The organism is Paracoccus aminovorans (assembly GCF_900005615.1).
Taxonomy (GTDB): Bacteria; Pseudomonadota; Alphaproteobacteria; order Rhodobacterales; family Rhodobacteraceae; genus Paracoccus; species Paracoccus aminovorans.
The window spans coordinates 3,064,550-3,083,619 of record NZ_LN832559.1 but is presented as its reverse complement, the minus strand read 5'-3'; the positions used below and the strand labels follow the sequence as shown (position 1 = coordinate 3,083,619).

At 67.9% G+C, this 19,070-nt stretch carries 16 protein-coding genes; 12 read left to right on the top strand and 4 right to left on the bottom strand.

What is annotated here, in order from left to right; all coding sequences use genetic code 11:
- The 8 genes from JCM7685_RS15275 to JCM7685_RS15240 all read left to right on the top strand — a co-directional run bounded on the left by JCM7685_RS15275 (nucleotide 1) and on the right by JCM7685_RS15240 (nucleotide 7,271).
- On the top strand, nucleotides 1–978 hold the full coding sequence (locus JCM7685_RS15275) for a branched-chain amino acid ABC transporter permease (protein WP_074968244.1): 978 nt from the start codon (nucleotides 1–3) through the stop codon (nucleotides 976–978).
- Entirely contained in the window at nucleotides 978–1,742 is a 765-nt protein-coding gene (locus JCM7685_RS15270) for an ABC transporter ATP-binding protein (RefSeq protein ID WP_074968246.1), read from the top strand. The genes JCM7685_RS15275 and JCM7685_RS15270 overlap by 1 nt, the downstream gene beginning before the upstream one ends.
- On the top strand, nucleotides 1,742–2,443 hold the full coding sequence (locus JCM7685_RS15265) for an ABC transporter ATP-binding protein (RefSeq protein ID WP_074968248.1): 702 nt from the start codon (nucleotides 1,742–1,744) through the stop codon (nucleotides 2,441–2,443). Before JCM7685_RS15270 ends, JCM7685_RS15265 begins: the two co-directional genes overlap by 1 nt.
- A 57-nt stretch (nucleotides 2,444–2,500) precedes the next feature.
- On the top strand, nucleotides 2,501–3,661 hold the full coding sequence (locus JCM7685_RS15260; RefSeq protein WP_074968250.1) for an ABC transporter substrate-binding protein: 1,161 nt from the start codon (nucleotides 2,501–2,503) through the stop codon (nucleotides 3,659–3,661).
- Between the two features lie 144 nt (nucleotides 3,662–3,805).
- The gene (locus JCM7685_RS15255; protein ID WP_074968253.1) at nucleotides 3,806–4,630 is read left to right on the top strand and encodes a GntR family transcriptional regulator; all 825 of its coding nucleotides are present in this window, start codon (nucleotides 3,806–3,808) and stop codon (nucleotides 4,628–4,630) included.
- A complete protein-coding gene (locus JCM7685_RS15250; protein WP_083412764.1) occupies nucleotides 4,627–5,262 on the top strand; it encodes a TetR/AcrR family transcriptional regulator in 636 nt (211 codons plus the stop codon). The genes JCM7685_RS15255 and JCM7685_RS15250 overlap by 4 nt, the downstream gene beginning before the upstream one ends.
- A 514-nt stretch (nucleotides 5,263–5,776) precedes the next feature.
- Nucleotides 5,777–6,175 carry an AAA family ATPase gene (locus JCM7685_RS15245; protein ID WP_231964657.1) on the top strand — a complete coding sequence of 133 codons (399 nt, stop codon included), beginning with the start codon at nucleotides 5,777–5,779 and terminating at the stop codon, nucleotides 6,173–6,175.
- A gap of 10 nt (nucleotides 6,176–6,185) precedes the next feature.
- Nucleotides 6,186–7,271 carry an ABC transporter substrate-binding protein gene (locus JCM7685_RS15240; RefSeq protein ID WP_197701060.1) on the top strand — a complete coding sequence of 362 codons (1,086 nt, stop codon included), beginning with the start codon at nucleotides 6,186–6,188 and terminating at the stop codon, nucleotides 7,269–7,271.
- On the opposite strand, the gene torT is transcribed toward JCM7685_RS15240, so the two are convergent.
- Entirely contained in the window at nucleotides 7,256–8,323 is a 1,068-nt protein-coding gene (torT, locus tag JCM7685_RS15235) for a TMAO reductase system periplasmic protein TorT (protein ID WP_074968258.1), read from the bottom strand. The two genes, JCM7685_RS15240 and torT, sit on opposite strands and share 16 nt — an antisense overlap.
- A gap of 107 nt (nucleotides 8,324–8,430) precedes the next feature.
- Between torT and JCM7685_RS15230 the strand changes: the two genes are divergently transcribed.
- A complete protein-coding gene (locus tag JCM7685_RS15230; protein WP_074968260.1) occupies nucleotides 8,431–11,238 on the top strand; it encodes an ATP-binding protein in 2,808 nt (935 codons plus the stop codon).
- Here JCM7685_RS15230 and JCM7685_RS15225 read toward each other — a convergent pair.
- Nucleotides 11,211–11,918 carry a response regulator gene (locus JCM7685_RS15225; RefSeq protein ID WP_074968262.1) on the bottom strand — a complete coding sequence of 236 codons (708 nt, stop codon included), beginning with the start codon at nucleotides 11,916–11,918 and terminating at the stop codon, nucleotides 11,211–11,213. The genes JCM7685_RS15230 and JCM7685_RS15225 overlap by 28 nt on opposite strands.
- A gap of 176 nt (nucleotides 11,919–12,094) precedes the next feature.
- Here JCM7685_RS15225 and JCM7685_RS15220 point away from each other — a divergent pair, with 176 nt between their 5' ends.
- The 3 genes from JCM7685_RS15220 to JCM7685_RS15210 all read left to right on the top strand — a co-directional run bounded on the left by JCM7685_RS15220 (nucleotide 12,095) and on the right by JCM7685_RS15210 (nucleotide 16,100).
- Nucleotides 12,095–13,039: an ABC transporter substrate-binding protein gene (locus JCM7685_RS15220; RefSeq protein WP_074968264.1), complete on the top strand. Its 945-nt coding sequence runs from the start codon at nucleotides 12,095–12,097 to the stop codon at nucleotides 13,037–13,039.
- 71 nt (nucleotides 13,040–13,110) lie between these two features.
- On the top strand, nucleotides 13,111–14,142 hold the full coding sequence (locus JCM7685_RS15215; protein ID WP_074968266.1) for a quaternary amine ABC transporter ATP-binding protein: 1,032 nt from the start codon (nucleotides 13,111–13,113) through the stop codon (nucleotides 14,140–14,142).
- Nucleotides 14,139–16,100 (top strand): ABC transporter permease, encoded by a 1,962-nt coding sequence (locus JCM7685_RS15210; protein WP_074968267.1) that lies wholly within the window; start codon nucleotides 14,139–14,141, stop codon nucleotides 16,098–16,100. Before JCM7685_RS15215 ends, JCM7685_RS15210 begins: the two co-directional genes overlap by 4 nt.
- Nucleotides 16,101–16,209: 109 nt before the next feature.
- Here the strand turns inward: JCM7685_RS15210 and JCM7685_RS15205 are convergent, their stop codons facing one another.
- A complete protein-coding gene (locus tag JCM7685_RS15205; protein ID WP_074968269.1) occupies nucleotides 16,210–17,853 on the bottom strand; it encodes a DUF4139 domain-containing protein in 1,644 nt (547 codons plus the stop codon).
- A 95-nt stretch (nucleotides 17,854–17,948) separates the two neighbouring features.
- Nucleotides 17,949–18,971 carry an aspartate-semialdehyde dehydrogenase gene (locus JCM7685_RS15200; RefSeq protein WP_074968271.1) on the bottom strand — a complete coding sequence of 341 codons (1,023 nt, stop codon included), beginning with the start codon at nucleotides 18,969–18,971 and terminating at the stop codon, nucleotides 17,949–17,951.
- Nucleotides 18,972–19,070: the final 99 nt, after the last annotated feature.

Genomic DNA, 19,070 nt, shown 5'->3' with positions numbered 1-19,070 from the left:
ATGCGAGAGCGCAATCCTGCGACCGGCATGATCGTCACCGCGCTGGTCGCCGCAGGGATCGGCCCGCTGGTCGCGGCCGTGGCCGGCGACGCCTATCTGCTGTCGATCTTCGAGCGGTTCCTGATCTTCGCCGTCGCCGCGAGCAGCCTGAACCTTATCCTCGGCTACGGGGGCATGGTCAGTTTCGGCCATGCCGTCTACCTGGGCATCGGCGCCTATGCGACCGGGCTGATGGCCAATGCCGGGCTGACCGGGCTGTGGATGCAGGTTCCCGCCGTCGTGCTGGCCTCGGGTCTGGCGGCGGCGCTGATCGGTGTGATCGCCCTGCGCACCAGCGGCGTGCATTTCATCATGATCACGCTGGCGCTGGCGCAGATCCTTTACTACCTGGCGCAATCCTCGTCGGTCTTCGGCGGCGACGACGGCATGGTGATCTATGGCCGCAGCACGCTGTGGCCCGGCTACGACGCCTTCGACCCCTGGCAGTTCTACGCCTTCGTCGCGGTCCTGGCGCTGGTGCTGCTGTGGCTGATCGACTGGGTGATCCGTTCGGACTTCGGCAGCCGGCTGGTCGCGGTGCGCGAGAACGCCCAGCGGGCGAACGCGCTTGGCTTCGACACGCTGGCGACGCGGCTTCTGGCCTTCGTCATCGCCGGCGCGGTCTGCGGCATCGCCGGGCTGCTTCTGGCCAACCAGAGCGAGTTCGCCTCGCCCGGTTATGCCAACTGGCAACGCTCGGGCGAACTGCTGGCCATCGTCATCCTGGGCGGCGTCGGCACGCGCTTCGGCCCGGTCTACGGCGCGCTGGCCTTTGTCGTGGTCGAGCATGTCCTGGCGGCGATCACCAGCCATTGGGCGATCGTCTTCGGCCCGATGCTGATCCTGGTCGTGCTGTTCTATCACGCGAGCCTGTCGGGACTTGGCGCGCAGCTTGGGCGCAAGCTGGGCCTTGTCCGCGCGTCGCAGGAGGGGATGTGATGGTCCAGCCGGCATTGGAAATGCGCGACATCACCGTTCGTTTCGGGGGCATCGTCGCGCTCAACAAGGTCAACCTGACGCTGGCCCCGGGCGGCGTCCATGCCCTGATCGGGCCGAACGGCGCCGGCAAGACCACGCTGGTCAGCGTGCTTTCGGGCGAGCGCAGGCCTAGCCAGGGGCGGGTGCTGCTGGACGGGCAGGACATCAGCGGGCTCAGCGCGCTGCGGCGCGCGCGGTTGGGGTTGACGCGCACCTATCAGCTGACCGCGCTGTTCCAGAACATGAGCCTGCGCGACAACCTGCTGCTCAGCCTCGTGGCCCGCGACCGGCCCCGGCTGTCGCTGGCCGACCTGGCCCGCCGCCGCGATCCCGGCCGCCACGCAGCCGAGGTGGACGCGTTCCTGGCCCGCTTCGCGCTGGAGGACAAGGCCGCGGCCCGGCCCGCCGCGCTGTCGCATGGCGACCGGCGGCGGCTGGAAATCGCCATGGCTCTGGCCTCGGGTCCCAAGGTGCTGCTGCTGGACGAGCCCTTGGCCGGGCTTTCCACCGCCGATGCCGAGGCACTGATCCGCATGATCGAGGAAGGGATCAAGGGCCGCATCCCGATCCTGCTGATCGAGCACGACATGGATGCGGTGTTCAAGCTGGCGGATGAGATCACGGTGATGGTCAACGGCAATGTGCTGGCCCATGGCCGGCCCGAGGCGATTCGGGCCTCGGCCGAGGTGCAGGCGGCCTATCTTTCGGAAGAGGACGACTTCTGATGCTGATCTTCGACAAGGTGTCGGCGGGCTACGGCCAAAGCCCGGTGCTGTTCGGGCTGGACCTGGACCTGCCGCGCGGCAACGTCTCGACGCTGTTGGGCAAGAACGGCATGGGCAAGACCACCACCGTGCGCACGATCTTCGGCCTGACCAACCGCATCGCGGGCGACATCGTGCTGGACGGGCGCCGCATCAACGGCCTCGCGGCCCACCAGATCGCCCGCATGGGGGTGGCGCTGGTGCCGGAGGGGCGGCAGGTGTTCCCGACCCTGACCGTGGTGGAAAACCTGGTCGCGACCTCGCGCGACAAAACCGCCAGGGCGCGCGCCGCTGGCGTCCAGCAGATATTCGAGCTGTTCCCCCGGCTTCAGGAGCGCAAGCGTTCCTACGCCAACCTGCTTTCCGGGGGCGAGCAGCAGATGCTGGCCATCGGCCGGGCGCTCATGACGCGGCCGCGCTTCCTGATCCTCGACGAGGCGACCGAGGGGCTGGCCCCCACCATCCGGCGCGAGATCTGGGCGGCGCTGAAGCGGCTGAAAGAAGAACACTACACCATCCTCGTCATCGACAAGAGCCTCAAGCCGCTCTGCAAGCTGGGCGACCGGCACAACATCATCCGCAAGGGCGAACGGGTCTGGAGCGGCGATTCCGCCGCCCTGGCGCAGCCCGAGGGCGCGGCGATGCGCCTGCTGGGCATCTGAATCCAAGAGGGCCAGCCAATGGTCCCGACGAACCATCATCCATCAGGGAGAACCACCATGAAAACAACCACCGCCGCGCTGGCGCTTTCGCTGGTCATGGCGATGCCCGCCTGGGCCGAGACCGTCGATGTCGGCCTGATTCTGTCGCTGTCGGGCTCGGGCGCGGTCCTGGGCACCGAGATGCAGAAGGGTGCCGATCTGGCGTTGGAGATGTCCGGCGGCAAGCTGGGCGGGCTCGACGCGCATTTCGTCTATGAGGACGACCAGCGCAAGCCCGATGTCGGCAAGACGGCGGCCGAGCGGCTGACCCGTTCGGAAAAGGTCGATTTCGTGATCGGCCCCAGCTATTCCAACGTGATGATGGCCGTGCAGGCGCCCATCGTCCGCTCGGGCACGCCGCTGATCTCGCCCAACCCCGCGCCGGCCGAGCTTGCGGGCCGGGGCTGCAACGAGAACTACTTCGTGATCCCCTTCCAGAACGACCAGCCCTCCGAGGCGTTGGGCCTCTATCTGAACGAGAAAGGCGTGAAACGGGTGTTCCTGCTGGCGCCGAACTACCAGGCCGGAAAGGACGTGATCGACGGCTTCAAGCGCAGCTTCAAGGGCGAGATCGTTTCCGAGATCTACACCTCTCTCGAGCAGAACGATTTCTCCGCCGAGATCACCGAGATCCGCGCCCGCGCGCCCGAGGCGGTCCTGGCCTTCATGCCCGGCGGGCTGGGCGTGCAATTCGTCAAGCAATACGACCAGGCCGGGCTCAAGCCGAACTCGGCGCTTTACACCGTCTTCACCGTCTTCAACGGCGTGTCGCTGGATGCCATCGGCCCGGCGGCCGAGGGGGTCTATTCGGTCGATCAATGGACCTATGACCTCGACAACGACGCCAACCGCGCCTTCGTCGAGGCCTATCGCACGAAATACGGCACGCTGCCTTCGAACTTCGCGGCGATGGCTTACGACTCGGTGCGGCTGATCGACGGCGCGATCGCTAAGGCCGGCGGGATCGGCGACATGGACGCGGTGCGCGCGGCGATGCGCAAGGCCAGCTTCCATTCGGTGCGCGGCGACTTCGCTTTCAACAACAACCAGCATCCGATCCATTCGATGTATCTGGCCAAGGTGGACAAGGATGCCGACGGCACCCTCGCCGTGCGCAGTCAGGAATTGATGGTTGAGAAGATGGCCGATTCTTTCGCCCAGGAGTGCCGCATGGAATGAGGCCGAGCGCTCGTCCGGGACCGTTGAACGTCCCGGACGCCCATCGCGCAGTGGGCGACGCTGGGGGGCTGTGGGGCAGGGCTGGTATATCTGCGGCGGAAGGAATAGGTCTTCCTGACAGGTGCGATAAAGATCGGGTTGGCGATGGCAACCGCTGAGCAACGGCAGGACGAGGAAACTCGCGGAAAGCGTGGCAGACCGAAAGGTCAGGCGACCCAAGCCGTCTACAGTGCTCTGCGGGGCGAAATCCTGACGCTGACGCTGAAGCCGGGCCAATATCTGGAAGAGGTGGCACTGGAAAAGCGTTTCGGTGTGTCGCGTACACCGATTCGAGAGGCGTTGATCCGTCTGCAAACCGACAGGCTGGTCCGGTTCTCACCAAATCGGGGTCATTATGTCGAGCCGGTCAGTTTCGAGGATGTCCCCCGGATTTTCGAGGCGCTTGATCTGCAGCAGACTGGGGTTCTGCAACTGGCTGCCTCGCGCTGGGAAGGCCGTCACTTGGACGAACTCCACCGGATCAACGAAGCTTATCGTGATGCGGGTGAAGCCAACGATCACAAGGCGATGGCCGAACTCAACCACGAGTTTCACCTGATGACCGCCCAGGCGGCAGGCAACTCTTTCCTTGCGGAATTTTACGAGACGATGCTGAATTTCAGCATTCGCCTGAGCTACCTGATGTTCCAGAGCGCCAGCCGTAACCGCGAGGATTTTGAAGGCTACTACACGCAGGTCTATCGCGAGCATGTCGAGATGATCGAACTCATCCGGCAAGGTGATGTCCGCCGCCTGCAAGAGATCAGCCAGCAGCATATTCGTCTGTTCTCGGACCGGGTGGTCAGTTTTCTTATCCAGCGCACCGAGATCGACGCTTCGGTGCAGGATTTCAGATCCGCCGTCGAACACGATGCTGACGATTCCTCTCCTGCGACCGGTAAGATCCGCACCCGGCCACGGCGGGCATGAACGTGCCGGAAGCATTGCCGCTAAGCCTCGAGGATTATCTGGAAGGTGGCATTCGGCCTCGTATCATCGACGCCGCCGCCACGCTTTTTCGACAAAGGGGTTTCAATGCGGTCTCGATGATCGAGGTCGCGCAGGCCGTCGGCTTGTCAAAGCCGGGACTTTATCACCATTGGCCGAACAAGGAGGCGCTGTTGCTGTCCATCGTGGGCATCACCAGCGCGCTGCTTCTGCAGCAGCTCGAGGATGTCAAGGCGGCGACGAACGATCCTGCACAGCGAATGCGTCTTTTCATGCGTAGCCGCATCGAGGTCGTAGCGCGCTACCAGAATCTTTTCACGGTCACCTGGCAGGAACGCGCAATCCTGGGTTCAGGCAGCTATCGCACGCTGGCGGCCACTGCCGAGCGATATCGCGATAGCGTTCGCTCCTTGATCGATGAAGCGAAAGACGCCGGGTCGATCCGGCAAGAGGTGGACACTCATCTGCTTATGCTTGCCATCGACGGGATGACCGGCTGGGCATATTTCTGGTATCGTGAGCAAGGCGCGCTACGCCCAGCGGCAATCGGCGATGCCTTTTGGGACATGTTGCTCGGCGGCATTGCGGACGGGACTCACCAAGCGATAAAGTAGCGGCCGTCGTCGTCGAGGATGGCCGAGATGCAAAACCAACTTCAGCTGATGGGACAGGTGAAGTTGATCTGCCAGTGCCCGTTGGTATGGAAGCCCGCGTCCTTGATCACGCCGCCTGTGTCGATACTGACCTCGCCCACCAGGATACGATCGGTGACAGGCGGGGTCGTTGTTCTGCGGACGGCTTGATGACGGTGATTGTGTTCTCGTTCAGGCGCCAACGCAGTCCGGTATCCGCCGCTACTGCGGCATCCAGCGCCCTCTTGGCCTTTATCCCGCCCCGCACCGCGTCGGCTGGCGTCAAGGCCGCCGCATTCTCGTCATGGACGAAGGCTAGCCATACTTCCGTCGCGGCGTTTCTTTGGGTGTAGGTGGTTGATGGCGCCATTGCGCAGCAGCGCGTAAGATAGAATGGCATCAGCGTCTCATGGTTTCCGTACATGCTTCCAGATGTGCTTGGCCCGGCTCGGGTACCGCGGGCTCTCCCGCTATCCGGGCGGGCCGCCACAGCAGCATGGTCTGGCCGCACACGATCGCGCATCTGGCCGGGCGCGACTACAGCGGCATCTCGGGTGGCGAACGCCAGCTTGTCCTGATCGCGCGGGCGCTGGTCCAGGGCGCCCGCATCCTGCTGATGGACGAGCCGGATGCCGGGCTCGATTACGGCAACCAGCGTCGCCTGCTCGACCTGATGCGCGCGCTTGCGGCCGAGGGCCATACCATCGTCTTCACCACCCACCATCCCGATCACACGCTCTATGCCGCCGATCGCGCGGTGCTGATCGACGGCGGGAAAATCCTTGCCGATGGTGCGCCCGCCGCGGTCCTGACGCCGCAGCTCATCCATGCGGTCTATGGGGTCCGGGTCGTCCGGGTCGATCACGGCCCCCACAACGTCTTTGTCCCGACATGAGGAGAGGATGATGTTCCGGATCCGGCATCTGGCCGCCTGTATCGCCTGCATGGTTGCCCTTCTGTCACAACCCGTATCGGCCGAGACCAGGCGCGAGGTGGTCTATTACGGCGACCATTCCGTCAGCCTGCCGTCCCGGGTGACGCGGGTCGCCACGAATTGGGAGGCGCAGAATTCCATCCTGGCGATGCTTGGTTATGGCGACCGCATCGTCGCGACCACGCGCATCGCGCACTCGATGCCGCTGATGCGGAAATTCGTGCCCACGATCCAAGAGGCCGCGCTGACCACGCTGGGCGACGGCACCGTCAATGTCGAGGAACTGATGGTGCTGAGGCCGGACATCCTGTTTTCCTCCCGCGCGCTGCCCGAAGCGGTTTCGGCGCAGCTTCGGGGCGCGGGCATCGCCGTGGCGTCTTTCCGAAGCAACTCTCTCGACGCCCTGGTCGAACGCGTGTCGATCACCGGCGAGATGCTGGGACCCGATGCGTCCGAGATCGCACGGAAATACCGGCGTTACTTCGACGACAACCGCCACCGCGTGGCCGAGCGGCTGGAAAAGGTCCCGCCGGACCGGCGGGTCCGGGTCTACCTCGCTTCGGGTGAGCCGCTGTCGACCTCGGGGCGGCCGTCGCTCAACCAGGACTGGATGGATCTGGGCGGCGCGATCAACGTCGCCGAGAGTTGGTTCGCGGACATGCCCTATGCCTCGGGCACCGCCTCGCTGGAGGATATCCTGGCTGCGAACCCCGATGTCATCATCTCGATGGATGCCAGGGATGCCGAGCAGATCCGTGCCAGTCCGCAATGGCGAACGTCAAGGCCGTGCGCGAGGGCCGGGTCACCGGGCTTCCGTCGGAGCCGGATGAAAAACCGACGGAAGGTCATCATTTCCGAGGCGTTCCGGACCGCCATCGCTTGCCTGCCGATCGCATCGCTTAGCGGGGCGGGTGCTGCATATAGGGCGACGCAGGCGGCGCTGCGCATCGGTCTCGCCGGCCTGGCGCGGTGCCCGGGGGCTGATCGCAGCGGATCAATGCCGCAGCCTGGTCCTTTCCAAGACCGGAAACCGCCCGGCGCCTACTCGCCGCCGTGATAGGAAAACCGGGCGGCGAAGCTTGCCGGGGCCAGGCTGGCGCCGCGGTCGAAATCCTTGGCCGTCTCGGGCGTCACGGTCACGATGGCCGGGCCGGCATGGCGGATCTCCAGCTTGCCCTCCAGCGCACGGGCGGCCATCTCTATGCCGAGCTTTCCCTGCACCACGGGAAAATCCGTCGGCGCGGCCAGGATGCGCCCGCGCAGCACGCCGCGGAACACGCCGTGGCTGATATAGGTCGAGATGATCCCGGTCCGCCCCAGCTCGCCCCGCGCCCGCAGGATCGAGATCGCGACTTCGGCCATCGGGCCGGGGCCGACCAGGTAGTCCAGGCCGTCGTCCTCGACCAGCAGCTGCTCGACCAGCTGGGCCTGCGCCTCGCGCCCGGTGTCGCCATAGAGCACGCGGACGATTCGCGCCGAGCTGCCGGCGATGCCCTCGCGGAAGCCGGCCTCGACGAAGCTGACCCAGCCGGCGCCCTCGGGGCCGGGAAACCAGGCCACGCGCACCGGCGGGCTGCCCTTGGGATGGCGGCGGCTCAGTTCCAGCCCGGCGGCGCGGCCCATCTCGCGCCAGGGCACGCTGGCCTTGGCGGTGATCGGGCCGGGCTCGATGTCGTTCACCACCGCGACGATGGGCTTCTTGCGGGCGATCTCGCGCAGGGTCGGGGTCAGCCCGTCGTAGGAGACGGTGCCCACGATCACCGCGTCGTATTTCGGGTCCGCGCATTCGCGCAATTGCGCGATCTGGCGGGCGAGGTTCGGATAGCCGCCGGCCTCGAACAGGTCGAAGCTGACGCCCAGCCGGCGGGCCTCTTCGACCATGCCGTAGTTCACGCTCAGCCAATAGGCGTCCTTGAGATGGGGATAGAGCACGCAAAGCCGCCAGGGCCGCGCGGCATGGTCCAGCGGCCGGTAGTCCAGCCGATAGGTGGGGCCGTCGTCGCGAAAGGGTTCGGCGAACACCTGCAAGGGCCAGGTTTCCGCCGCGGCGGGCGCGGCCGGGGCCAGCGCCAGCAGCGCGGCGGCGATCGCGGCGAAAGCCTGGGGCATGCCGGTGACTTCCCTGTCGGTTCCGATATAGCCTTGGCCAGCCCGCCGAGGGACGGCGGGGGCATGGCGGAGGGTAGGTCCTGCGAGCGTTCACGCGCAAGGCAAGATTGGGCTGGCAGCTTCTGCTGGCCTTCGTGGTCATCGCCGGCGCCCCCGGGATCATGGGCGTGCTGGGCTGGCTGGAGCTGCGCGAACTGGCCAGCCGGCAGTCGCGGCTGATCAACGAGACCATCCCCATCATCGCCGAGGTCCGCGGCTTTGCCGAGGAAAGCAGCCGCGTCGTCGCCATGGCCCCCGATCTTGCCGCCGTGACCTCGGACGCGGTGCGGCGCGAGCGCGCGGGTTTCCTCTTCCGCCAGGTGGACGCGCTGCGCGACCGCATCCGCCGCTATCAGCGCAGCGGCCGGCCGGTGCCCGCGCCGCTGTCGCGTTCGGAAACCGAGGTGCGCCAGGGCATCGCGCGACTCGACCTGCTGGTCCAGCAGCGGCTGGCGACCGAGCGCGCGCAGCGGCGGCTTCTGGGCGAGGGGCTGGCGGCGACCACGGAACTGCTGGAGATCGCCGACACGCTGGCCGCCAATGCCGAGGTGGCGGCCTCGGCCGGCGTGGCCAGCCTCTACGACACCTGGAACCAGCGCGAGGCGCTGACCCAGACCCTGGACAAGCTGATCGAGGTCGACCTGTTCCAGCTTGGCCAGATGTTCGAGCTGCGCGCGCATGTGGCCGAGATCGCGCTCTTGCTGAACCGGATCGGCGAAACCCGCGACCGCCACGACCTGGAACGGCTGCGCCACGATCTGGTGGCGCGGCTGGGCATCGTCACCCGCCGCCTTGCCATGGTCCCCGACCGCAGCCGCGCCGAACGCGCCATGGCGCTGCTCGGGGCGATCACCCCCGCCACTGCCTCGCCGCCGGGGACCGGGGATTTTCCCGAAACCACGGCGCGGCTGATCGCGCTGGACGACCAGGTGGGTGCCGCGCAGGCGGAATTGCGCGACGCCGCCCTGCATCTGGACACCGAGGCGGCGGCGCTGGCCGACAGCATCGTGACCCGCACCACCGCGGCCGCCGAGGCGGCGCAGCGCGCGATCCGCAACACGCTGATCGTGTCCTCGGCCGGGTCGCTGCTGGCGCTGATGATCTCGGCCGGCGTGGTGTGGTTCTATGTCCGGGGCAAGATCACCCGGCGGCTGGACGCGCTGGCGGCACGGATGGACGGGCTGCTGGCCGGCGATCTGCAGGCGCAAGTGGTCCCGCGCGGCCATGACGAGATCGCGGGGATGGAGCAGGCGGTCGAGGTCTTTCGCCTGCAGGCCCTGGAAAACCGCGAACTGGCCGCCGAGCGCGACCGCAACCTGGCCGAACTGCGCCGTCACCGCGAGGAATTGCGCCAGTTGGTGGACGAGCAGACCCAGCGCCTGCGCGGCGAGGTCGCGGCCCATGCCGCCGCCCGCGACCGGGCCGAGGCCGCCGACCGCGCCAAGTCGCAGTTCCTGGCGATGATGAGCCACGAGATCCGCACGCCGATGAACGGCGTCCTAGGCCTGCTGCATGGGCTGATGCAAGAGGACCTGCCGGTGCCGACCCGCGACCGGGTGGTGGCCGCGCTGGCCTCGGGCGAGGGGCTGATGGGGCTCTTGAACACGCTGCTCGACGACGCGAAATCCTCGGGCGGCGAGATCCAGCTGCGGCCGGCGCCCTTCGATCCGGCGGCGTTGGCGCAGGAAACCGCGATGCTGATGGCGCCCTCGGTCGAGGAAAAGGGGCTGTGGCTGCGGATCGAAGCCGCGCCCTGCGGCTGGCTGACGGGCGACGCGGCGCGGCTGCGGCAGGTGCTGTTCAACCTGCTGGCCAATGCCATCCGCTTCACCGACCGGGGCGGCGTGACCCTGCGCCTGCGTTGTGAGCCCCGGGGCGACATGGCCGGCTTGGTGATCGAGGTTGCCGATACCGGCAAGGGCATCGCCGCGCAGGCGCAGGACCGCATCTTCGGCCTTTTCGAGCAGGAGGATGCCGAGACCGCGCGGCGCTACGGCGGCACCGGCCTGGGCCTGGCCATCAGCCGCCGCTTGGCCGAGGCCATGGGCGGCAGCCTGACGGTCGAAAGCGCACCGGGCCGGGGCGCGACCTTCCGGCTGGCGGTGACGCTGCCCCGGGCCGAGGCGCCTGCACCGGCGCCCGCCCCGCAAGCCGGCCGCGCGCTGGACCTGCTGGTGGTCGAGGATCACGCGGTGAACCGCATGGTCCTGGACGGCTATCTGGCGCGGATGGGCCACCGTTTCGAGATGGTCGGTTGCGCCGAAGAGGCCCTGGCCCGGCTGGACGGCCGGCGCTTCGACGCCGTGCTGATGGATGTGAACCTGCCCGGCATGTCGGGGATCGAGGCCACGCGGGCGATCCGCGCGCGGCCGGACGGCCGGGGCCTGCCGGTGATCGGCATCTCGGCCCATGTCCAGCCCGAAGAGATCGCCGCCTGCCATGCCGCGGGCATGGACCGGGTGCTGTCGAAGCCGCTGGCCCCGGCCGACCTGGACCGCGCCTTGCGGGAACTGGCCCCCGGATCCGCCCTGGCGCCGGCGCTGGCCGACCTGCCGCCGCAGCGGGTCGCGGATCTGGCGCGGCTCTATCTGTCCGGCATGGACCGCGACATCGCCGCCATCGAACAGGCGCTGGCCCGGGGCGACACGGATGCGGCGGCCCGGGCGGCGCATCGCCTGCGCGGCGCCAGCGGCAATTTCGCCCTGCCCGATCTGGTCGCGGCGCTTGCCGCCTTCGAGGCCGGGCTCAAGGACGGCCCGGCCGCCGCGAAGCCGCTTTGGCGCGCGGCCCGGGACCTGGCGGCGTCGGGCGCCGCGCTGCTGGAAACCGAACTGGCCGCGCTGGAGGCTCAGCCCAGCGGCGCGGTGAAGACATAGCCCTCGCCATGCGCCGTGCACAGGAACCGGGGCGCTTTGGGATCGTCGCCCAGCTTGCGGCGCAAGCGGCGGATCAGCACGTCCACCGTGCGCTGGTTGGTGCCGTCGCTGCGATGGGTGATATTGGCCAGCAGCCGGTCGCGGTCCATGACCACGCCGGGATTGCCGACGAAGACCCGCAGCAGCTCGAACTCGGCCCGGGTCAGCGGCACCGCCTGCCCCTCGCCGTCGCTCAGTTGCCGGCCGGCGATGTCAAAGCTGAACTCGCCGAATTGCAGCACCGCGCGGCGGGCCATCTGCCGCATCGCCGCCGTGCGCCGCAGCAGGTTCTTGACCCGCGCGGCAAGCTCGCGCCGGTTGAAGGGCTTGCAGACGTAATCGTCGGCGCCCAGTTCCAGCCCGACGATCCGGTCCACCTCATCCGTGCGGCCCGACAGCAGGATGATGCCGATTTCCGACCGCGCCCGCTGTTCGCGGGTGATCTCCAGCCCATCCTTGCCGGCCAGGTTGATGTCCACGATCAGAAGGTCGGCCAGGTCCTGGGCCAGGATCGGCTCGGCCGCCTCGGCGCTGGCGCATTCGGTGATTCGGTAACCGAAGGATTCCAGATAGGCGGTCAGCGCGCCGCGGGTGACGGGCTCGTCCTCGATAATCACGATATGGCTTGCTCGGCCCGTCACAGGCGGTTCCTCTCGGCAGCTTGCGCGGTTCTGTTAACATTTTCTCACATCATTCCATAGCCCATTCATCACAAGGGCCTGACATGTTCACATCCGGCTTCTAGCCTGAAGGTATGAAGGATGCCCGAAAGCAGGCGTCCCGGCCCTGAAACAGGGCGCATCAACAGGGAAAGACCATGAAAATTTCCGCTCTGCTGCTGGCTTCGGCAGCGGCCCTTTCGTTCACGGCCTCGCTGGCGCAGGCCGCCGATTCCTCGGACCCGATCGTGATCCCGACCCACAACTGGTCCAGCCAGATCGTGATGAGCCATATCGTCGGCCGCATGTTCGAGGACCTGGGCGATTCGGTCGAATATGTCTCGTCCGACAGCCAGACCGTCTATGAATCCATCCGCCTGGGCGACGTCGCCCTGGAGGTCGAGGTCTGGGAAGGCGCGTTCGGCGCCGCCTTCAACGCCGCCCGCGAAAAGGGCGGCGTCCACGACGCCGCCACCCACGAGGCGGTCACGCGCGAGGACTGGTGGTATCCGATGTGGACCAAGGAGGCCTGTCCCGGCCTGCCCGACTGGAAGGCGCTGAACGACTGCGCCGCCAAGTTCGCCACCCCCGAGACCGGCGAGAAGGGCCGTTTCCTGGGCGGCCCGGTGGACTGGCTCAAGCACGACGCCGAAAAGGTCGAGGCGCTGGACATGAACTTCGCGGTCGTCAACGCCGGGTCGGCGGCGGCGCTGTGGGCGGAACTGGCCGCGGCCGAAAAGAACAAGACCCCCATCGTGCTGTTCAACTGGACCCCCAACTTCGCCGAGGCGGTCTGGCCGGGCGAGTTCGTCGAATTCCCCGCCTGGGAGGAAGGCTGCGACAAGGATCCCGCCGTCGGCCCCATCCCCGACAAGGTCTATGACTGCGGCAACCCCGCCAACGGCTACCTCAAGCTCGCCGCCTGGGACGGGATGAAAGAGAAATGGCCGGCCGCCTATGCCGCGCTGACCAAGGTCAGCTTCACCAACGCCCAGATCGCCGAGATGGCCAAGCTGGTCGACGTGGACGGCATGGAGCCAGAAGACGCCGCCGAGGCCTGGATGGACCAGAACGAGGCGGTCTGGAAGCCGTGGCTGCAATGAACCGGCCGGTTTCCTCCGCATCCTTCGCCCTTTCCCCGCTCGCCGGGGAAAGGCTTTCCTCAGGAGGTCGCATGGCCGGAACCGAAACCGTGATCGACTGCCGCAACGTCTGGAAAGTGTTCGGGCCCCAGCCCGGACAGCTTGCCTCGCTGCTGGCGGCGAACCCCTCGCCCCAGGAGCTGCGCGAGGCGGGCTATGTGGCGGCGGTGCGCGACGTGAACATCTCGATCCCGCGCGGCGAGATGCTGGTGGTCATGGGCCTGTCCGGTTCGGGCAAATCGACGCTGGTGCGCTGCATGTCGCGGCTTCTGGACATCTCGGCCGGGCGGGTCGAGGTCGAGGGCCAGGACATCGGCAAGCTGTCCGAGAGCCAGCTGATCGACCTGCGCCGGCGCCGCATGGGCATGGTGTTCCAGAGCTTCGGCCTGCTGCCGCATCGCAACGTGCTGGACAACGTGGCCTTTCCGCTGGAGATGCGCGGCCAGCCCCGCGCCGCCCGCATCGCCCGGGCGCGCGAGATGCTGGCGCTCGTCGGCCTGGAAGGGCGAGAGGAGCATTTCCCCCGCGAATTGTCGGGCGGCCAGCAGCAGCGCGTCGGCATCGCCCGCAGCCTTGCCATCGAGCCGGCGATCTGGTTCCTGGACGAGCCCTTCTCGGCGCTGGACCCGCTGATCCGGCGCGAGATGCAGGACGAGTTCCTGCGGCTCAAGGGCACGCTCGACAAGACCATCGTCTTCATCACCCACGACTTCGACGAGGCGCTGCGGCTCGCCGACCGCATCGCCATCATGAAGGACGGCGCGGTCGAGCAATGCGACACCCCGGACCGCATCGTCATGGCGCCGGCGACGCCCTATGTCGCCAAGTTCACCGCCGAGATCGACCGCGCCCGCGTGGTGCGGCTGGCGGCGCTGGCGGGGGCCGCGCAAGGCGTGGTGCTGGAAGGCCCGCCGCTGCCCGGCGACGCGGTGCTGCACGCGGTGGCGCGCGACATCCTGGCGGACCGGCGGACGCATATCCCGGTCGCGGGTCCCGACGGCGCGCTGCTGGGCCAGATCGAGCGCCAGGCGGCGCTGAACCTGATCCTGGGAGACCGGCCATGAGCGCGCGGGCCGACGACGGCATCCCCGCCGGTGCCCGCGTCGGCGCCGGGCTGGATGCCCGCTGGATCGGGGGCCTGCTGGCCGGGGCGGCGCTGCTGTTGATCCTGTCCAAGCCGCTGCTGCCGGCCGGTCTGATCCGGCCGCCGGACTGGCTGGTGCTGCCCTTCGCCGACTGGATCAACGCGGTCTTCGACTTCCTGCGCGACGACCTGGGTCTGATCCATGTGACCCGCGGCATTTCGTCGGGGATCGAGGCGGCGCTCGACACCACCGCGAACCTGCTCTACGGGCGCTCGCGCTGGCCGCATCTGGGGCCGATCCCCTGGGTCGTCGTCGCCGTCACCATGGCCATGGCCGGCTATGCCCTGCGCGGCTGGCGGCTGGCGGCCCTGACCGGCGGCACCTTCGTCTGGATCGCCGTCATGGGCCAGTGGAAATGGGCGATGGAGACCCTTTCGGTGATCGCCGTCGCCACGCCGGTCTCGGTCGCGCTGGGGCTGGTTCTGGGGATCCTGGGCTGGCGCTCTCCGCGGTTCGAGAAGGTGCTGAACCCGGTCCTGAACCTGGCGCAGTCGTTGCCGCATTTCGCCTATATGATCCCGGTCGTGGTCTTTGTCGGCGTCGGGCCCAAGTCGGGCGCCATCGTCACCATCATCTTCTCGGTCCCGCCGATGATCCGCATGACCATGCTGGGCCTGCGCCGGGTCGCGCCCGAGATCATCGAGGCCGGGCAGATGTGCGGCGCCAGCCGCTGGCAGGTGATGACGCGCGTGCGCCTGCCCGCCGCCCGGACCGAGATCCTGATCGGCGTCAACCAGGTCATCATGCAGTCGCTGGCCATGGTGGTGCTGGCCTCGTTCATCGGCATGCCGGGGCTGGGGCAGAAGCTGCTGCAACTGCTGCAGGCGCTGAAGATCGGCCTGTCCTTCGAGATCGGCATCACCATCGTCCTGCTGGCGGTGGCGCTGGACCGGCTGTCCAAGGCCTGGGCGCAGCACCAGCCCGCCCATCCCGAGCACGGCGCGAGTTGGGCCAGCCGCAACCGGCTGTGGCTGGTCTGGGCCGGACTGGTGGCACTGGGGTTCCTGCTGGCGTCGGTCTTTCCCTATTTCCACGTCGTCGGGCGCAGCCAGGCGCTCAGCCTGGCCGGGCCGATCGACGCGGCGATGGATGCGCTGATCCAGCTGGTGAAGCCGGTGACGGACTGGCTGCGCTGGTTCCTGATCGGCTGGGTGCTGATCCCGCTGCGCAATGCGATCCTGTGGCTGCCCTATGCCGCGATCCTGCTGGCGCTGGCGGCGCTGGGCTGGCGGATCGGCGGCTGGCGCTCGGCGGCGGTCTGCCTGGCCTTCTTCGTGCCCATCGCGCTGTCGGGCTGGTGGGACCGGGCGATGATCACGGTCTATACCGTCTGCACCGCGGTGACGCTGGCGCTGCTGGTCGGCCTGCCGCTGGGCATCTGGGCCGCCCGGGACCAGGGCCGCGCCACGCGGGTGCTGCTGCTTTGCGACACGTTCCAGACCTTTCCCAGCTTCATCTACCTGATCCCGGTGGTGATGCTCTTCGGGGTGAACGACGTGGCGGTGGTGGCGGCGGTGGTGGTCTTTGCCGCGGTGCCGCTGATCCGCTACACCGTCGAGGGGCTGCGCAACGTCCCCTCCGAGACCATCGAGGCGGCCGAGATGAGCGGCGCCACCCGGCGCCAGATCCTGTGGTCGGTGCGGATGCCGCTGGCGCTGCCCACGCTGATGGTGGGGCTGAACCAGTCGGTGATGTTCGCGCTGTTCATGGTCATCATCGCCGCCTTCATCGGCACGCAGGACCTGGGACAGGAAATGCAGCGGGCGCTGTCCTCGACCGATGTCGGCAAGGGGCTGGTGCTGGGGCTGGCGGTCGCCTTCATGGGGCTGATGGTCGATCACCTGCTGATGCGCTGGGCCGCGCGGCGGACGGTGTAAGGCCGCGGCGGCCGGCGCCGCCTGCCCGATGGATCGGGGCGCGGATGCCGCAAGGCGCCGCGCCTCTTTCCGTTCCCGCACCTTGCATTCCGGGCGCCGCGACCCGCGCTCAGTCCCCCGTGACCAGCACCTGGCCCTCGGGCCAGCGCAGCGTCGTGCTCAGCGCGATGGCCCGTTCTTCGCCCGCAGCGATCTTGCCGTTCCAGACCAGCAGCCCGCGCTTGCCGTCGGGGTCGGTCTCGTCCGGCGCCGGATCGGCGGACCAGTCGATGCGCAGGTCCTTCTGGGTCGAGACCGGCACCTGGTCGATCACCCGCAGCGGCCATTCCTCGGCGGTCAGGTTGCGGATGCGCAGCTGCGCCACCTCGCGGCGTTCGGAGGATTTCGAGATCAGCCCGCGCTCGCCCTCGATCTCGTCGGGGATGCGGCGTTCCAGCTTGATGCCGGTCAGCGGGCCGAAGCCCAGCTTCATCTCGTCGCCGGCGGCGGTCAGCTCCAGCGCGCCCTGGCCGACCATGGCGCCGTCGGCATGGAAGGTGGCGCTGCCGGGCAGGATCACGGCGCCGGTGGTGTTCACCGTATCCGCGACCAGATAGGCGGTGTCGTCGCGGCGCGGCACCGCCTCGGCCACCACCTTGGGGGTCAGGTCGTGCGAATCCAGCGGCAGTCGCAGCGCATCGGCGCCGTCGCGCAGCGTGACCGGGGTCGGGTAGTCATAGACCACCGTCTCGCCGACCATCCCGGCCAGGGCGGAACCGGCGATGGCGGCTTGGGCCGCCACCGGCTCGACCTCATAGCGCGCGGCGGAATCCATCGCCGCCTCGGCCATCGGCGCGGCGGCGCGGCTGTAGAGCTTGGCCTCCCTCTCGCCGATGCGGGGGAATTGCGGCTGCAATTCGCTGGGCGCCGACTGGTCCATCGGCCGGGCGGTCGAAAGCAGCAGGTGCACACCGGCCCAATCCTCGCCGGTGTTCTGGCGCACCACCAGCCCGCGGTCCAGGCGCAGCGCCGGTTCCTTGCGGCGCAGCGTGAGGTCGTAGACCGGCTGCCAGCTGGCCTCGCCGGTCAGGGTCGAGATGCGGATGCGCGCGGGCTTGCCCTCGCCCTGGACCGCGACCATCAGCGCGCCGCGCTCGGATTCCGGGCCGCGCAGCGCCTCCAGCCGGGCCTCGGCGCGTTCCAGCGCCTGTTCCAGGTCCTCGCGGCCCTCGCCGGCAGCCTCGGCCTCGGCCTCGGCCTTGGCGCGGATGGCGGTCTGGCGCGCCTGCAGCAACCGCTGGCCGACGGTGTCGGAAAGCGAGGCGACGTCCCCGGAGCCCACACCGTCGGATTCGGCCAGCTTCATCAGGAATTCGATCAGATCCTCGGCCGCCTCGCCGCGGGCCTCGATCTCGGCCACGCCGGCGTCGCGGGTCGAGAGCTCGGATTTCAGCCGCCGCACCTCGGCCTCGGCGGCGGTCAGTTCGGGCGATTTCGCCGGCGTCTCGGGCAGGGCGCGCTGCTGCTGGAAGCCGACGGCGCCGATCACCGCACCCTCGCCGGAAATGCGCAGGCTGGCGGGGTCCACGCCCTGCGGGATGCCGGGGATCACCAGCTCATGCGCGCCGGCGGGCAGGTCCAGGCTGGCCTCGCGGGTGACGCCGGCGCCCCAGGGATAGACGGTGACCTCGGTGACGCGGGCGGTGGTCTCTATCCGCTCGGCAAAGGCGGGCGCGGCGGCCAGCATGGCGGTGGAAAGCAGCAGATGACGCATCGGACCCCTCGTTCTGGACTGCGGACAAGGTCCGCGACGGGGGGCCGAAATGCAAGGGGCGCCCCGAAGGACGCCCCTCACATATCCGTAGGCGCTCAGCCCTTTTTCAGGACGCGATTGCCCAGAAGCTCGGCGATCTGCACCGCGTTCAGCGCCGCGCCCTTGCGCAGGTTGTCGCTGACGCACCAGAAGTTCAGGCCGTTTTCCACCGTCACGTCCTGGCGGATGCGCGAGATGAAGGTCGCGAAATCGCCGACGCATTCGACCGGCGTGGCGTAGCCGCCCGGCTCGCGCTTGTCGATGACCAGGATGCCCGGCGCCTCGCGCAGGATGTCGCGGGCCTCGTCCTCGTCCAGGAAATCCTCGGTCTCGACGTTGATCGCCTCGGAATGGCCGACGAACACCGGGACCCGCACGCAGGTCGCCGTGACCTTGATCGAGGGGTCGAGAATCTTCTTGGTCTCGGCCACCATCTTCCATTCTTCCTTGGTGTCGCCGCTGTCCAGGAAGACGTCGATCTGCGGGATCACGTTAAAGGCGATCTGCTTCTGGAACTTCTTCGGCTCGACTTCCTGGCCCGGGACATACATGCCCTTGGTCTGGTTCCAGAGCTCGTCCATGCCGTCTTTCCCGGCGCCCGAGACCGATTGGTAGGTCGAGACGACGACGCGCTTGATCCGCGCCCGGTCATGCAGCGGCTTCAGCGCCACCACCATCTGCGCGGTCGAGCAGTTGGGGTTCGCGATGATCATCTTGTTGCGATAGCCCTCGATCGCGTCGGCGTTCACCTCGGGCACGATCAGCGGGATCTGCGGGTCGTAGCGATAGAGCGACGAATTGTCGATCACAACGCAGCCCTGGCTGGCCGCGATGGGCGCATAAATCTTGGTTGCGTCCGAGCCGATGGCGAACAGCGCGATGTCATAGCCGGTAAAGTCGAAACCCTCGATGTCCTTGCATTTCAGGGTCTTGTCGCCATAGCTGACCTCAGTGCCAATGCTCCGGCGCGAAGCCAGAGCGACAACCTCATCGGCAGGAAACTCGCGCTCGGCGAGAATGTTCAGCATTTCACGGCCCACGTTCCCCGTGGCGCCGGCGACAACGACCTTGTAGCCCATTGGGGGTCTCCTTCTAAAGGACGCCGCGATATAGGGCGATTCCCCGGAAAGGGAAAGCGAGATTTCGGCGAAACGACTGATGATATGGCAGAATTTCGG

Excerpts from the sequence above, each read along its gene's own strand:
- JCM7685_RS15275 (WP_074968244.1), top strand. The coding sequence starts at position 1 with ATGCGAGAGCGCAATCCTGCGACCGGCATGATCGTCACCGCGCTGGTC.
- JCM7685_RS15270 (WP_074968246.1), top strand. The coding sequence starts at position 978 with ATGGTCCAGCCGGCATTGGAAATGCGCGACATCACCGTTCGTTTCGGG.
- JCM7685_RS15265 (WP_074968248.1), top strand. The coding sequence starts at position 1,742 with ATGCTGATCTTCGACAAGGTGTCGGCGGGCTACGGCCAAAGCCCGGTG.
- JCM7685_RS15260 (WP_074968250.1), top strand. The coding sequence starts at position 2,501 with ATGAAAACAACCACCGCCGCGCTGGCGCTTTCGCTGGTCATGGCGATG.
- JCM7685_RS15255 (WP_074968253.1), top strand. The coding sequence starts at position 3,806 with ATGGCAACCGCTGAGCAACGGCAGGACGAGGAAACTCGCGGAAAGCGT.
- JCM7685_RS15250 (WP_083412764.1), top strand. The coding sequence starts at position 4,627 with ATGAACGTGCCGGAAGCATTGCCGCTAAGCCTCGAGGATTATCTGGAA.
- JCM7685_RS15245 (WP_231964657.1), top strand. The coding sequence starts at position 5,777 with ATGGTCTGGCCGCACACGATCGCGCATCTGGCCGGGCGCGACTACAGC.
- JCM7685_RS15240 (WP_197701060.1), top strand. The coding sequence starts at position 6,186 with ATGTTCCGGATCCGGCATCTGGCCGCCTGTATCGCCTGCATGGTTGCC.
- torT (WP_074968258.1), bottom strand. The coding sequence starts at position 8,323 with ATGCCCCAGGCTTTCGCCGCGATCGCCGCCGCGCTGCTGGCGCTGGCC.
- JCM7685_RS15220 (WP_074968264.1), top strand. The coding sequence starts at position 12,095 with ATGAAAATTTCCGCTCTGCTGCTGGCTTCGGCAGCGGCCCTTTCGTTC.
- JCM7685_RS15215 (WP_074968266.1), top strand. The coding sequence starts at position 13,111 with ATGGCCGGAACCGAAACCGTGATCGACTGCCGCAACGTCTGGAAAGTG.
- JCM7685_RS15210 (WP_074968267.1), top strand. The coding sequence starts at position 14,139 with ATGAGCGCGCGGGCCGACGACGGCATCCCCGCCGGTGCCCGCGTCGGC.
- JCM7685_RS15205 (WP_074968269.1), bottom strand. The coding sequence starts at position 17,853 with ATGCGTCATCTGCTGCTTTCCACCGCCATGCTGGCCGCCGCGCCCGCC.
- JCM7685_RS15200 (WP_074968271.1), bottom strand. The coding sequence starts at position 18,971 with ATGGGCTACAAGGTCGTTGTCGCCGGCGCCACGGGGAACGTGGGCCGT.